We start from the raw sequence: 14,498 nt of genomic DNA, 5'->3' as shown, positions 1-14,498 counted from the left end.
GCAGTAGGCAACCGCCAAGGTTCGCCAAGGTTCGCCAACGAAATGCGGGGAGGAATGGAACCACGACGACACGGCGGACACGACGAAAACAAGGGAGGAGATGGAACCGCCGATGAACGCCGATAGACGCAGATAAAAGCCATTGGCTTTGAATTATCTGCGTTCATTCGCGTTCATCGGCGGTTCCAAACCCTTGTATTCCTTCGCTTCATTGGCGTCCTTGGCGGTTCAATCTGAACGACTCGGCGCCTCGCGGCCGCCTCGACCAGTAGAACAAGGCGCCGTAAAATTGAGCGGAACGACGTTCAGGCTGCTGACGAACTTACTGGCGACACTCGACCGTGCAAATCACTCGCAATCCCACTCGCTCCGTCCGGATTGGCTCGATCGCGATCGGCGCCGAACACCCCGTGACCGTGCAGAGCATGACCGCGACGCACACGCAGAACATCGATGCGACGGTCGAACAAGTGAACGCCCTGCACGCGGCGGGCGCCGACGTGGTGCGCGTCGCGGTTGACAATACCAAGGATGCGGCGGCGCTCGCGGAGATTCGCCAGCAGACCAAAGCGAACCTGTCAGTCGACCTGCAGGAGAACTACCGCCTGGCCGAGCTCGTGGCGCCCCACGTCGATAAGATTCGCTACAACCCGGGGCATCTCTATCACCACGAACGCGAAAAGCCGTGGCAGGAAAAGGTGCGCTACCTTGCGCAGGTGGCCGCCGACAACGACTGCGCGATGCGCGTGGGGGTGAACTGCGGCAGCGTCGATCCGGCGGTGAAGGATCGCTATGCGCACGACGATTCGATTTCGCCGATGCTCGACAGCGCGTGGGAGCATTGCCGAGCGCTCGACGAGCTCGGGTTCACGCGCTATTGCGTCTCTCTCAAGGATTCTGACCCGCAGAAGGTGATCGAGGTCAACAAGCGTTTTGCCGCAGCGCGGCCCGACGTGCCGTTGCATCTTGGCGTCACCGAAGCGGGGCTGCCGCCCGACGGGATCATCAAGACGCGGATCGCGTTCGAGCAGCTGTTGAGCCGGGGGATCGGCGACACGATTCGGGTGTCGCTCACGGTCTCGAATCCGCGAAAGCCGGAAGAGATCGAAGCCGGCCGCCGGATTCTCGCCGACATCGCCGCCGGACGGGTGCGGTCGGTCGTCGATTTCGGACTCAACACACTGAATATCATTAGCTGCCCGAGCTGCTCGCGGGTTGAGAACGAAGCATTTATCGATCTCGCCGAGCAAGTGAAAGAGATGACGCGTTACGCCAGCGCGCATGCGATCACGATTGCCGTGATGGGTTGCCGCGTGAACGGCCCTGGCGAGACCGACGACGCCGATTTGGGACTGTGGTGCGGTCCGACCGTGGTGAATCTGAAACGGCGGAGCGAGACGGTTGGGCAGTTTCCTTACGACGCGATTCTGCCGCGGCTCAAGGCGGAACTCGATGCGTTGATCGCTGCACGCGCGTAGCCGCAGGTCAACGACCTGCCGGATCGTCAATAGACCGGCACCGCCCCTCGATAACCGCCCCGGCGGCTCGTTGAGCCGCGGCTACAGGGCCGAATTGCCATTCGGACTTCCGCGGCCGGTCGTTAGAATCTTGCGTCCCCTCGCCGGCGCCAGCAGTGCCGGCTGATTCGCGGTTCTGCGAGCGCATGGATGCGACGAACGACCCTCTCCACCGCCTGCCTCGCGACGGCCGTCATTGCGCTGGGGGCCTGCCGGTCGTTCAACAGCAATCGAGCGATCGACTTACGGCCCGGCGCCGGGCAGAAGGACGCTGCCGCGTATCTGGCCCATCCGACGACCGTTGGGCAGCTGGTGTTTCACGCCGACTTTATCCTGCCGAGCGAGAATCGCTTGATCGACGAAATCGTCGCCGAGCGTCAAATTATCTACGAAAAGCTGCGGCTTAAACCGAGCGATCGGCAGATTCACGTTCATTTGTTCGCCGACGAAACAGACTACAAGCGCCATGTCTCGCGGCGGTTCCCGGGCTTCCCGGAACGGCGGGCTATTTTCGTCGAAACCGATCGAGAACTCGCCGTTTATGCCACGTGGGGCGAAGCGGTCGCGGAAGACCTGCGGCATGAAGTGGCGCATGGGTATCTCCACGCGAGCGTGCCGAATTTGCCGCTGTGGCTGGACGAGGGGCTGGCCGAATACTTCGAGGTGAGTCGCGGTCGCGACGGGGTGAACCGCCTGCACGTCAATTACCTGCGCGGGCAGCTGGCCGTCGGCGGCTGGCGGCCAAATCTGCCGCGATTGGAACAGCTCATCGAGGCGGGCGAGTTGACGCAGCTCGACTATGCCGAGTCGTGGCTGTGGGTCCACTTTCTACTCCACTCCGAAGCGGGGCGCGAAACGCTGCTGACCGGCTATCTCGCTTCGCTGCGACCGGGCGAGCCGGCGGGGTCGCTGGCCGACTGGGTGAAAGCGAGCGTCGAGAATCCGCACGAGGCGGTGGTGACATACTTACGAGGGTTGCCGAAGTAAGTGAGTGTCTGGCTAGGTGAGTAGGTGTGATTCGCAGCGATGCGGCACAGTAGTCGGACGGCTGCGCGGTCCGGGCGGCGGCGGTGGTGCCGTCACGAATCGCCGCTGCAGCCCGGAGGGCGTGGCCTTCCGGCTGACGCCGTGCAGGGCGTTCACTTGAACGCGTTGGGTTTTGACAGATCTTCGATCATGCCAATGTAGGGCCCCATCACGCGGAAAATCAGCACGACGATCATCGCGGCGACGAGCGCCCAAATGAGGTAGCCGAAGATCTGGGCGATGACGCTAATCGCGAGAGCCGCGCGGCGCTGATACTCGGTCGATTGCCGCTGCATCGTCTCCGACAGCATGCCGGTCTGCTCGCCGACGGCGATCGCATCGAGCAAGTCCGCGGGGAACGCGCCGGTCTTGGCGAGCGAGGCGGTCAGCGTCATGCCGCGCTGAATCCCGTTGGCGACTTCGGGACCCAGTCGACGGTAGTAGTCGTTGCCCGTGGCGTCAAGAGCCAGCGGCAGCGCTTTGCGTAGATCCATCGAGGTGTCGAGGATCAACTGCATTGACCAGGTGAAGCGAGCAAGCGCCAGCGTCTGAACCGCTCCGCCGATTGCCGGTAGCCGGATAAGATTGCGCTGCAGCTGCCGCGTCCACAGCATGCCGCGGCGGCTCGCTTCGACGACGAAGATGACGGCAATGATCGCGAACGTGATGAAGGCAACGTAGAGAGCCAGACCGCGGCCCCCAACCAGCCCCAGGCCGAACATGTCGAGCGGTTCGCCTTCAAAATTCTTCAGATTGAGGAAACCGGAGATCCAAATGACGATGCCGATCACGAACAGCGCAATGGCGAGCTGAATCATGGGCCAGGCGAGCGCCGCGAGAAACATGCGCTGGGTGACGATCGTTTGTTCGTAATGCTCAGCCAGCCGCTGGTAGGCGTGGTCGAGCCGGCCGCTGGCGTCGCCGATGGCGACGATCTGCTTGAACATGCGGGGAAGATACTCGCCGGTCTTGCTCAGAGCGTCGCTGATCGTTTCCCCGCGGGCGAGCGAATCGCTCACCTGTGAAAGAGCGGCGTGCTCGCTGCCGCGACTGCGGGCAGCTTCGTCGCGCCAGATCTTGCGATCTTGAATCCCCGCGCTGGTAGAAACTGCCAGTCGCCGGCACAGGTTGGCGAGGGCTTTCAGGCGGATGCGGGGGGAAAAGAACATTTACACGCCGATGTCTTCGTTCCAGAGTTCCGGTTTGGCGGCGATGAAGTCGCGCATCAGTTGGATGCACGTGGGATCATCGACGATTTCCAGCGTTACGCCGCGGGAGCGGACGTATTCTTCAGGGCCCTGAAAGGTGCGGTTCTCGCCGATCACGACGCGGGGGATGCCATACAGCAGCGCCGTACCGCTGCACATGTCGCAGGGAGACAACGTCGAGTATAGCACGGCCCGCTGATAGTCACGCGCTTTGAGCCGGCCGGCGTTCTCCAGGCAATCCATCTCGGCGTGCAGGATCGCGCTTCCTTGTTGCACGCGTCGGTTGTGACCTCGGCCGACAATCTGGCCGTCGATCACCAGTACTGAACCGATGGGGATCCCTCCCTCGGCGAGGCCCTGTTTTGCTTCATCGATCGCGGCTTGAAGGAACGGGTCCATGGGCAATCCCTTGCGTTGAGTTGATTAACGGCAAGTGTAGCTTAACCACGAAACACATGAAAATGACGAAAGAAGAAAGGAGAGTCAGCGACCCGATAAGTGCTCGTGAGTATCAAGTTGAGTTGCGTCACTTCAAACTTTTTCTTTTTTTTCGTACCTTTCGTTCTTTTCGTGGCTAATTCTTCTTCTCTTCCCTTAATCCAGTAGCGGCGTGAACTCGAATTTACCGCCGTCGAAGAGGCCTTTGTCGCTAAGCTTCAGGGCGGGGATAACGAGCAGCGCCATGAAGGAGAGCGTCATATAGGGGGCGCGAAGCGTCGAGCCCCACCGCTTTACGGCGGAGTCGAGTTCCTGGTAGGCGTGGCCGACTTCGGCGCATGTGCCGGTGGCCATCAGGCCGGCCACTGGCAGCGGCAACACCCAATGGTCGCCCTGAACGTGGTTCACGGCCGCGAGTCCGCCGCCGGCGTCCATCACAGCGTTGACGGCCGAGGCGATGTCGTCGTCGCTAGCGCCGACGGCAATCACATTGTGGGAGTCGTGGGCGACGCTCGAAGCCATGGCGCCGCTGGAGAGGCCGAAGTTCTTGATGAACGCGACCGCCGGCGGCGCCTTGCTATAGCGGTTCACCACGACGAGTTTCAGGACGTCGCGCGTGGGATCGCTCACGACGACGCCCTCCTCGGCTCGCGGCTCCAGCGAAAGTCGATTGGTGATCAGCTGGCCGTCGAGGGCCTCGATGACTTGCAGCTTCGCGCCGGGGATCGCTTGCACGGCGAACTGCTCGGGCTGGACGTGCGTGGCGACGAACTGGTTGACGACTTTGGGCTCGACGCGGGGGATGAGCGTCTTGCCATTCTCGGCCACCAGCTGCCCGTCGATCCAAGTGCGGCGGACGTGGAACTCGGTGAGCGAATCGACTTCGATGAAATCGGCCGGGTCGCCGACGCGGAGCTGGCCGACGTTGAGGCCGTAGTGGACGACCGGGTTCACGCAGGCTGCCTGGAGGGCGTCGAAGACATTGATCCCCTTGGCAACCGCGCGACGCACGAGTGCGTTGATGTGGCTCACCAGCAATTCATCGGGATGTTTGTCGTCGCTGCAGAGCATCGCCATCGCGGGGTGTTCGCCGATGAGCGTGTAGAGGGCGTCGAAGTTGCGAGCGGCCGAGCCTTCGCGGATTGAGATTTTGCAGCCGGCGGCGATTTTGTCGAGCGCCTCTTCCTTGGTGAAGCATTCGTGGTCGGTCGTGATGCCGGCGGCGATGTACTTGGCGGCGTCGGCGCCGCGCAAGCCGGGGGCGTGACCATCGACGGGCTTGTGGCGAACATGGGCGGCCCGCACCTTCGCCAGGCAGTCGGCGTCGCCGAAGAGAATTCCCGGGAAGTTCATCATCTCGCTGAGATAGACGATCCGCGGGTCGTCGAGCAGCTGCTCAACCTCGGCGACGCTGATCGTGGCGCCGGCGGTTTCGAAGGTCGTCGCGGGGACGCACGAGGGGGCGCCGAAGTAGAACTTCAGCGGCACATGCGACGCATTCTCCAGCATGTAGTGAACGCCGGCGACTCCGAGAACGTTGCCAATTTCATGCGGGTCGCTGACCGTGGCAACCGTGCCGTGGACGACGGCCGCGCGGGCAAACTCGCTGGGGACGAGCATCGAGCTTTCGACGTGGACGTGGGCGTCGACGAAGCCAGGAAGGAGGAAAGTCGATGTGGGCTTGACCGTCGGCGTGATGGCGGCGATGCGGCCGTCGGCCACGGTGACTTCCGCCGGCGTGATGGTCCGTCCGGCGACGTCGACGACTTGCCCAACGATGATTTGCGAGCCCGAACTCATGCGGCGATCCTAGTGCTGCGAACAGGTTCTCGTCTACTGCGAAGAGCCACTGGCAATGCCAGTGGCTCTTCGATTCGATCGTTTTCCAGTTGGAGTCGTGTGGTTTCCAACTCTTAGGAACTGCTCCGGCCGCGACCGCGGCCTCGGCCGCGTCCTCGGCCGCCGCGTTCGCGTCCGCCGCCGCCCGGTCCGCCGGGCCGGCTGGGCGAGTTCTTGCGGGCGGCAAGGTTCGTCTCGACCATCACGCCGATGGCGTCCGACCAAGTCGGGATGTTTTTATGCGACATCCGGGGCGAGTCGTCATCGTCATCGTCGTCGTCGTCGTCATCGTCGTCACTGCGCGAATCCGCGACCGGGGCGAATTCGTGATCATCGTCCTCGTCGTGCTCCTCTTCGTCTTCGTCGTCCTCTTCGCGGCGGGCGGCGGGCGCTGGTCGCGGTGCTCGCGCAGCGGCGGACGGACGCTCCTCCGCTCCCTCGCTTGCCCCGCCGCGCCGGCGACGGCGACGGCGACGGCGTGGGCGTTCTCCTTCGCCCGCTTCGGTCGGCGCGTCGTCTTCGTCGCGCTCGACGTCATCCGCATCTTCGTTGGTTGCGTCGAGATTATCGGCGTCCTCTGACTCACCGCGCATCTGCGGTTCGTCGCTGCGCGCGGAGCGCTCGCGACCACGGCCGCCGCGGCGACGACGGCGACGACGACGGGGTCGGTCGCCATCCTCGGACGCAGGGACTTCGGCTTCGTCGACGAGTTCAGAGTCGTCGGCGCCTTCGAGCGGTTCGAAGTCGTCGTCAATCGGCGCTGAGGCGGCTTCGTCTTCCGCCTCGTCACGCCAGCGTGGACCGCGACGGCTGGGTTCTTCGCGCGCGCGAGGCGGTCGCGAGGGCGCCGGTGCTCGCGGCGCAGGCGGTGCGAATTCGTCGCCTTCAAACAAGGCGTCGAAGGCGTTGCGCGCCGCCTCGCCTGAGAGGGCGTCGTCGCCCAGTTGCGCGACGAACTCGTCCGCGAGGTCCGAATCGTGCTCGTCGCTGTAGTCAATGTCGATAATCTCGGCCTCGATGATTTCCTCGAAGTCGGACTCCAGCGGCTCGATACCGGCGAAGCTCGATTCGAGTTCGCCCGGCGTTGGCTCATGGCGAGATTCGGGCTTGGCCGCGCGCGGCGCCGAGCGCTTGGAGTCGCGCCTCGGCCTTGGTTCGGCCTTGGCTCGGGGCTCGGTCCGCGGTTCTGCTTTGACGGCCGGCCCCGGTTCGGTCTTCGCCTTCGGTTCCGCCTTCGACTTTGGTTCGGGCTTCGGCTTTAGCTCGGCTTTCGGCTTCGGCGGAGGCGTCGGTTCGGGCGGGACTTCGATGCCCAGTTGCGAGGCGAGCCCGCCCCAATCGCTGGCCTTTGGCTTGGGAGGAGCCGCGACGATCGGCGGCGGATTGAATGTCGTTTCGATCGCCGGGCGTTTGCGCTCCAGGGCGTCCGGGGCAGGAGCGGCGCCGATTTCCTTGATCAGGTCGTCCCAGGAAGAGGTCTTCTTTTCGTCCATCAGTTACGTCGTAAACATGGTGACAGCCCGCGAGGGCCGGAGGCGCGCCAAAGTGGGCCTCTGGGGAAGGCTGGGCGACGCCGCCCATGCCTTGCCCATCAATATAAAGTCTTTCCAGCAAGGCGAATAGGACCGTTTGCGGTCACCGCGTAAGCGGCAAATGGGCCGATCTACGCTCATGGCGGCGATGAGCCGATTGGCCGCTCAGCGCCTAGAATGAAGGTAGCTTATCGCCACTTCGTCGAATTAGTCAGGAGGAACTCGACGTGTCGGAGACAGACCTGAGAGAAGATCTGCGTCGTGCGGCGTTTCCTGCCGTCGAGGACGTGGAGGTTCGCGGGCACATCATCGACAGCCTCATCTTGCCCAAGGTGCTCGATGGCATCACGGCGGCGGGAGGCATGTTCATCATCAAAAACGTCGCCATTGGGCACGACCGCAGCGATCCCAGCTTCGCCCGGATCGAAGTGCGCGCGAAGGATGAAGCAGCGCTTGAAGAAATCATGGCCCAAATCAGCGACCATGGCGCCGTTGCCGTTCACGGAGGCGACGCGCGGTTGGTGGAAGCTGATATGGACGGGGCGTTTCCTGAAGGTTTCTACAGTACGACCAACCAGAAGACGGAAGTACGCCTGGGCGGGCACTGGATCGGCGTAGCCGATCAGGAGATGGATTGCGGGATTGTCGTTGACGACCGTTCGATCTCGTGCCGCTGCCTACCGATGACCGAAGTGCAACGGGGCATGAAAGTGGTGGTGGGGCATGTCGGCACGCGAGTCTTTCCGCTGGAGCGCCAAGAGCAAGGGCATGCTTTCGCCTTCATGAACAGCGCCGTCTCGACCGAGAAGCCCAAAGGGGTGGTGATCCGCGAGATCGCGCGGCAGTTGTTCGAGAATCGGCGCGACGGAAAGAGATCGCTGCTGGTCGGCGGCCCGGCGATCGTCCATACCGGAAGCGGGCCGCTGGTATGCGAGCTATTGCGCGATGGCTACATCCACAAGCTTTTCGCCGGCAATGCGCTGGCGACGCACGACATCGAGCAGTCGCTCTTCGGCACCAGCCTGGGGGTGAACTTGAGCGAGGGAACGATCGTCGACGCGGGGCATGAGCATCACCTGCGGGCGATCAATCTGATTCGCCGCGCGGGGTCGATCGCTGCGGCGGTCGAATCGGGATTGCTGCGCAGCGGCATCATGTATGAATGCATCAAGAACGGCGTCGACTTCCACCTGTCAGGAAGCATCCGCGACGATGGGCCGTTGCCGGACGTGGTGACGGACGCGCTTGAGTGCCAACGGATTATGCGGGAGATGGTAAAGAACGTGACCTTCTGCCTGATGGTGGCGACGACGCTTCACTCCGTAGCGGTCGGCAACCTGTTGCCGGCGACCGTGAAGGTGGTGTGCGTCGACATCAATCCGTCGACGGTGATCAAACTGAATGATCGCGGGAGCTTTCAGACGGTGGGGTTGGTGACGGATGTGGAGCCATTTCTGCGGGCGCTGGTGGCGGAAGTGCGGAAGCTGGAGGGGTGAGGCGATTCTCATCGTTCAAAATCAACTACATTCAACACAGCGAGCACAGAGGACACAGAGGGAATGCGGTTGCATCGGTCGTCGGTGCTCTCGGTGTCCTCTGTGTTTAATCTATTCAGAGCTGGTGATTAGGAAGAGATTGTAGGTAGCTAATGTCGTCATCGCCTCGCATCTTGATGTGTGCGCCGACGCACTATGGGATCCATTACGAGATCAATCCGTGGATGAAGACTGAGCGGCAGGCTGATCATGCGCTGGCCCAGCTGCAATGGAGGGCGTTGCGCGACCAATTGATTGCCGCAGGGGCGGAGATTGCCGAGATCGCACCGGTGGAAGGGCTACCCGATCTGGTCTTCACCGCAAACGCAGCGCTGATTTTCAAACGACGGGCCGTCATCTCCCACTTCAAGCATGTGCAGCGGCAAGGAGAAGAGGCGCACTTTCGCCGCTGGCTGGGCGCAGACGGGTTTGAGGTATTCGAGACGCCCAATCGTTTCAGCTTCGAAGGCGCGGGCGATGCGCTCTTTTGCGGCGACACCCTCTTTGCGGGGTACCGACAGCGAAGCGATGCGCTCGGTCATCAGCAGATTGGCGAGTTGCTGGGGGTGCGCGTCCTGCCGCTGGAATTGGTCGACGCTTACTATTATCACCTCGATACGTGCTTCTGCCCGCTGGCGCCTGGCGTGGCCATTTATTATCCCGGCGCGTTCGACGATTACGGACGCCGCGTGCTGGCGGCCCATGTGCCAACGCTTATTGAAGTCGAGGCTGGGGAGGCGGAAAGTTTCGCGTGCAATGCGGCGGTCGTCGGGCGAACGGTGATCACCAACGTCGGATGCGCGGATCTGCATCGCCAACTGCGAACCGCCGGCTTCACGCCAGCGGAAACGCCGCTTGGCGAATTTGTGAAAGCAGGCGGCAGCGCCAAGTGCCTGACATTGCGTCTCGACGGCGAGGAAGCAGCCGGTTGGCGCGTCTAGCGGACCGTCGCGCTGCCTTCGGCGCTGGCTGTCAGAGGAATCTCCCGGAGCGTGATCGGTCGACGTATCCGGTCGAGCAGCTGCTTGGCTTCCGCCGAGCAGGCAGCGTAGGCCGCTGCTGGGTGACTCCCCGCGCGTCGATCGACGCGGAGCAGCGTCGAGTTGTCTGCCGCGTTCGCCTCGACTTTCCAGTTGACGAACGTATTCGTAGGAGGCGATTCGATCGACTCGGGTCCCCGGTCAAGGATGAACCCAGGCGGCAAGACATAGCGCGTCGAGCCGACGATCGATGCGGCGGTCGTGCGAAACGGCGTCAATCGTTCGGTCATAGCGTAGGCAGTGGTGGCCCAGGTCTCCCACGGGCTGACGAGCCGCCCGGACAGCGGCGTGCCGCTTTCGCCGACGCTATGAAAGGCGTTGTCGATGCGGTACTGCAGCTGAAGTATGAGCGGGGCCGTCGGGTCTTCGATGTTGACAATGTCGAGTCGAGTCACATCGACTTCGTCGTGTTCGGAAATCAACCGGGCGATCGCCTCTTTGCGGTCGCGAGGCTGCATCGATGCCAGCACCGAGCGGAGCGCGCCGGCTGGCGTTCCGGTGAACGACACTTGCTCGCGAACGACCGCGTCGGCAGTTTCGCGCTCTGGTTCGTCGCACGCGATGGTGACCTCGCGGCCGCAGCGAATCTCGGCGCCGAGGGTCGTGCGCGGCGGAATAGGAACCAATCGCGAGGCGCCCGGCTCGATGACCAGAGCCAAGCGGCCGTCAAAATCGTCGGCAGTCACCTGGCTAGCGTCAGCATGCTTGGCGGTGCAGTCGATGAACCGGCGGTCCCGGTCGCCGCCCGAGGGCCCAGGAAGCGAAAGGATCATATGATCGAACTGCGACGTCGACGGAAGCTTGCCGTCGACCTCGCCCGTGGAATTCACGAGCGTGAGCTGCGCGGGGATGCCGACGGCGTTGAGCAATTGCTTGAGCAGCAACGAGTGGTCCTTGCAGTCGCCATAGCCGTTTTCGAGTGATTTTGACGCGGCGTTTGGCATGAGTCCGCGGACGCCGAACTCGAGTCCTTGATAGTTGAGCTGTTTCTGCACGAAGCGACTGAGCGCCGCGACCTTCTCGTCGGGCGTGGACAGGCCCTGGGTCAATTCGGCCGCCTTGGCGGAGGTGACGGGGTCGGGCTGCAGACGATCGGCGATCTTCTCTGCGTATTCGTCGCCGATGGCGCTCCACTGCTGACCGGCGTCCGTCAGGTGGACGACGGGAAGGAACTCAACCATCGGGGGCTGAGAACTTTCGTCGACATAGACGGGCGGATCGCTCACGCCCCAGAAGAGTCCGCCGTCGGCACTTGGGCGCGGTTCGGGACCGCTGGAGGTGTGGGCGAGTTTGTCCACGTCGCCGACGACGAACGCGGCGGCCGCCTGGACCGGAATCGACGACGTGAGCACCACGTTTTCATACCCGAAATCATCCACGGCCGCCTGGTCGCGGGTGTAGGTGAACTCCAACGTATTGCCGGGCTGTATTTGCGGGACCGGGATCGTCAGCGTGTGATCATTCGTGGCAAGTTCACTTTTGTCGTCGGCCGCGACGTAGTAGTCGTTGGCGTTGCCTTCGGCGAGCAGATTGCCGGCGGCGTCGTAGACGGCGAGCCGATTGACGTACACGCTCTCGTTGAGGGGGTTGAAGGTGACTGTCAGCGTCGAGAATCGATCGATCCCCTCCTGGCCGACGATCTTGATTTTGCGATAGGTGGTGCAACGGCTGCGCTGCCCCTGTCGATATTCGTAGCCGACGACGCGATAGTTTTCGTAGGCGCCGAAAGTTCCCGCCGCCTGGTCGTTATCCGGGATTTGGGTAAGTCGGTTGTCAATCTCGGCCGGCAAGGGCACCGGATCGATCGGCGTCTTGACGATCGAGTTGTTGCCTTGGCCCAACATCGCCGAGGCGACGGCGATCGCCTCTTTGGCATCTTCGCTGCGAGGATTGGCGGCCAGGGCAAGTTCGAACGACTCCTTCGCATCGTGAAACTGCTTCATGCCGAGTTGGCAGCGACCGCGGACGAGATAGACTTCGTCGGTCGACTTGCCTTGGTCGAGGAGCTGCTCCGTGAGATTCAGGGCGGCGTCGTAGCGCTCGGCCTCGCAGTAGCCAACGGCAAGATTGAGCGCACTGGACGGGTCGCGGGGGCGCTGTCGGCGGACTTCTTCGAGGATGGCAATGGCTTCGTCGTGCTTGCCGAGCTTCGAGAGAAGCACGGCCTTGATCTGCGTCGCCTGTGGATTCGCGCCTCCCTGGAGGTACTGGTCGACGGCGGCAAGCGCTGCCTCGTATTTCTCCTGCTTGATGTAGGCCCCGGTGAGGATCATGAGCGCTTCCTCGCCGCGGTATCCTGAGCGCACTAGTTGTTCGAGCGTTTCGCAGCAGCGTTCTTCGTCGCCTGATTCGAACAACAGCGCGGCGAGTTTTTCTTTGATGCGCTGATTCTCGTCGTAATCGTCGAGGCGAGTTTCGAGGGCGGCGACTGCCTGCTCCAGCTGGCCGGTTTCGGCCAGGACATGGGCGTAATTCAGCAGCGGCGACTCATTGCCAGGCAGGAGTGCAATCGCCTCCTCGAAGCAGGCGAGCGACAACTCGGCGTTCTTTTGCTCGAACGAGACGAGCCCCAGCGAATTGAGCGCCTTGCCGCGACCGGCGCGCTGCGTCTCGCTTCCCTGGGCGTTCTTCCCCTGCCCTTCGTCATTGAACTGTAGCGTCGCGACGACGCGCTCGACGGCCTGGAGCGCGTCGGCGTCCTCGCTGGGGGTGAGTCCTAGCGCCATGGCGGCGCGACGTCCCCGTCGCACGAGGCGAAAACGATAGTCGACCGCCGTCCCGTCTGCGACCGACTGTTGATACGCGAACGTCATCTCTTCAACGCCGTCCGCGTTGGCGGCTTTCGTTTCGACGTGCTGGCAGGCAGCAACTTCGAGCCCGTCAAGCAAGGCGTCGCCGAGGGCCTCGGCGACGTTCTCCAATGGAGCGTCGTCGCGCGGCAGGTAGAGCGGAATCACCGCCACGGCCGCATGATTTCTGAGCGTGGCGGCGATCTCCGCCGCGGGGAGAATCTCCTGCTCAGCCGGCGCCTGCAGCCAGGCGCCGCTGCTAAAGTCGATCTCGTAGCCAAATTCGGCCGACTCGTAGTGGGCAATCGGCGTCTTCCCCTGCGAGTAAACGACCGCCTCTTGGTCGAGCACCCGGAAGCCGGCCAGCATCTCGCCGTGGCGCTCGTCGAGCCGGTCGGCGTGCTTGGCCCGACCGGTAGCGATTAATTGGAAGAGGTAGCCGCCTTGCGCGCCGATCCACATCGCGCGGCGCTGATCGATGGCGCCCTCGGTGTAGGAGGCGTTGATGCTAATGCCATCGATGCCGGCGACTGTTTGCGAGACGGGTTCGTCGAAGTCGACGTCGTCATAGTTGGCATAGATGCTTGATTTGATCACTTCAAGCAGCGCACGAGCGTCGACGTCGACGTCGGCTCCGAGACGTTCGGCCACGACGAAGAAAATGATCTGCGGCGACTTGCTGGTGTAGGCGACGGCGGCGTCGCGACTGATGCTGGCGGCGTGGAGCTTGATCCAGCCCTGCTCGGGCGGCGTGAACTCGAAATTGAGTTCCGGAAAGCGCTGCGTCCGTTGCGGGTCGGCGTCGCGGGCAGCGACCTCATGGGAAACACGGCGCACCGATGGCTCGGCGCCGGAGTCTGGGCCGAAACCTCGGTCCGGCGAGGGAGGTTGCGAAGGGTCGCGCTCACGGCCGCGCGACTCAACTTCCTCATCGGCATAACGCTGGGAGTTGCGCTCCCGGCCAGAGCGAAGCCCTTGGAAGAAGCCGACCGCGATCCCAACGGCAGCGAGGAGCACGGGGATGCTAGAAACCATGAGCGCGATCCATGCCTGGACGCGGCCCTGGTTATAGGATTCCTTGTGACGACGGTAATCGATCAGGCCGAGCACCGCCATCGTCCAGGCGAACAACATCGCCAGCGTGCCGAGCAAATGGCTGGCGACGATCAGCCATTGAGGGGGCTCGAAAAGGAACTGCGTCAAGGTAGCGCCGCAGTAGTACGTGAAGGTCAGCAACAGTGCGGCAAGGGAACCGACGCACAGCTTATTGGCTTCGGGTCGCAGCATGATGATGCCGCACTTGGCGGCGCCGGCTGCGAACAGGATGCCGATGGCGACGATGACGAGCACGGACGAGGCCCGACCCGATTCGACGTCGACGTCGGCCAGTAACGAGATGAGTTGCAAACCCATAAGTGGCGTCGCCGCGATGGTGAAACAGGGATGATCGGCGAGCGCGCAGCACGCCGGGACGTCGAAAAAAATCTCGCGGAGTGTAGCGGACGAGCGCCATGAGCAGTCAAGAGCAATCCGCTAGCGTGGCCTCGGCCCCGCAACAGCGCCGCGATTTGCCA

Annotated in this window: 9 protein-coding genes; 4 read left to right on the top strand and 5 right to left on the bottom strand. The window is 63.0% G+C overall.

The window, feature by feature from the left end; genetic code table 11:
* The first annotated feature begins 341 nt into the window (after positions 1 to 341).
* Together ispG and I41_RS10120 are read left to right on the top strand one after the other, a co-directional pair.
* Entirely contained in the window at positions 342 to 1,478 is a 1,137-nt protein-coding gene (gene ispG, locus I41_RS10125; protein ID WP_145432434.1) for a (E)-4-hydroxy-3-methylbut-2-enyl-diphosphate synthase, read from the top strand.
* A gap of 189 nt (positions 1,479 to 1,667) precedes the next feature.
* On the top strand, positions 1,668 to 2,504 hold the full coding sequence (locus I41_RS10120; RefSeq protein ID WP_145432433.1) for a hypothetical protein: 837 nt from the start codon (positions 1,668 to 1,670) through the stop codon (positions 2,502 to 2,504).
* Between the two features lie 152 nt (positions 2,505 to 2,656).
* Here I41_RS10120 and I41_RS10115 read toward each other — a convergent pair whose 3' ends face one another.
* The 4 genes from I41_RS10115 to I41_RS10100 all read right to left on the bottom strand — a co-directional run bounded on the left by I41_RS10115 (position 2,657) and on the right by I41_RS10100 (position 7,521).
* Positions 2,657 to 3,712, bottom strand: coding sequence for a type II secretion system F family protein (locus I41_RS10115; protein WP_145432432.1), 1,056 nt, complete (start codon positions 3,710 to 3,712; stop codon positions 2,657 to 2,659).
* Positions 3,713 to 4,150, bottom strand: coding sequence for a nucleoside deaminase (locus I41_RS10110; RefSeq protein WP_145432431.1), 438 nt, complete (start codon positions 4,148 to 4,150; stop codon positions 3,713 to 3,715).
* A 195-nt stretch (positions 4,151 to 4,345) separates the two neighbouring features.
* Complete coding sequence (ade, locus tag I41_RS10105; RefSeq protein ID WP_145432430.1) at positions 4,346 to 5,989, bottom strand: adenine deaminase; 1,644 nt, start codon at positions 5,987 to 5,989, stop codon at positions 4,346 to 4,348.
* Between the two features lie 113 nt (positions 5,990 to 6,102).
* Positions 6,103 to 7,521, bottom strand: a complete 1,419-nt coding sequence (locus I41_RS10100; RefSeq protein WP_145432429.1) for a hypothetical protein — start codon at positions 7,519 to 7,521, stop codon at positions 6,103 to 6,105.
* A gap of 266 nt (positions 7,522 to 7,787) precedes the next feature.
* On the opposite strand from I41_RS10100, the gene I41_RS10095 reads away from it, so the two are divergent.
* Together I41_RS10095 and I41_RS10090 are read left to right on the top strand one after the other, a co-directional pair.
* A complete protein-coding gene (locus tag I41_RS10095; RefSeq protein ID WP_246133853.1) occupies positions 7,788 to 9,056 on the top strand; it encodes an ornithine cyclodeaminase in 1,269 nt (422 codons plus the stop codon).
* A gap of 152 nt (positions 9,057 to 9,208) precedes the next feature.
* Positions 9,209 to 10,036, top strand: a complete 828-nt coding sequence (locus I41_RS10090; RefSeq protein WP_145432428.1) for a dimethylarginine dimethylaminohydrolase family protein — start codon at positions 9,209 to 9,211, stop codon at positions 10,034 to 10,036.
* Here the strand turns inward: I41_RS10090 and I41_RS10085 are convergent.
* Entirely contained in the window at positions 10,033 to 14,337 is a 4,305-nt protein-coding gene (locus I41_RS10085) for a tetratricopeptide repeat protein (RefSeq protein WP_145432427.1), read from the bottom strand. The genes I41_RS10090 and I41_RS10085 overlap by 4 nt on opposite strands.
* Positions 14,338 to 14,498 lie beyond the last annotated feature (161 nt).

Origin of the sequence: Lacipirellula limnantheis (genome assembly GCF_007746075.1) — a bacterium.
Taxonomy (GTDB): Bacteria; Planctomycetota; Planctomycetia; order Pirellulales; family Lacipirellulaceae; genus Lacipirellula; species Lacipirellula limnantheis.
This window is presented reverse-complemented; position numbering and strand designations above follow the sequence as displayed.

What these genes read in the sequence shown, in the direction of transcription:
- I41_RS10120 (WP_145432433.1), top strand. Translation starts at nt 1,668, where the DNA reads ATGCGACGAACGACCCTCTCCACCGCCTGCCTCGCGACGGCCGTCATT.
- I41_RS10115 (WP_145432432.1), bottom strand. Translation starts at nt 3,712, where the DNA reads ATGTTCTTTTCCCCCCGCATCCGCCTGAAAGCCCTCGCCAACCTGTGC.
- I41_RS10110 (WP_145432431.1), bottom strand. Translation starts at nt 4,150, where the DNA reads ATGGACCCGTTCCTTCAAGCCGCGATCGATGAAGCAAAACAGGGCCTC.
- ade (WP_145432430.1), bottom strand. Translation starts at nt 5,989, where the DNA reads ATGAGTTCGGGCTCGCAAATCATCGTTGGGCAAGTCGTCGACGTCGCC.
- I41_RS10100 (WP_145432429.1), bottom strand. Translation starts at nt 7,521, where the DNA reads ATGGACGAAAAGAAGACCTCTTCCTGGGACGACCTGATCAAGGAAATC.
- I41_RS10090 (WP_145432428.1), top strand. Translation starts at nt 9,209, where the DNA reads ATGTCGTCATCGCCTCGCATCTTGATGTGTGCGCCGACGCACTATGGG.
- I41_RS10085 (WP_145432427.1), bottom strand. Translation starts at nt 14,337, where the DNA reads ATGGGTTTGCAACTCATCTCGTTACTGGCCGACGTCGACGTCGAATCG.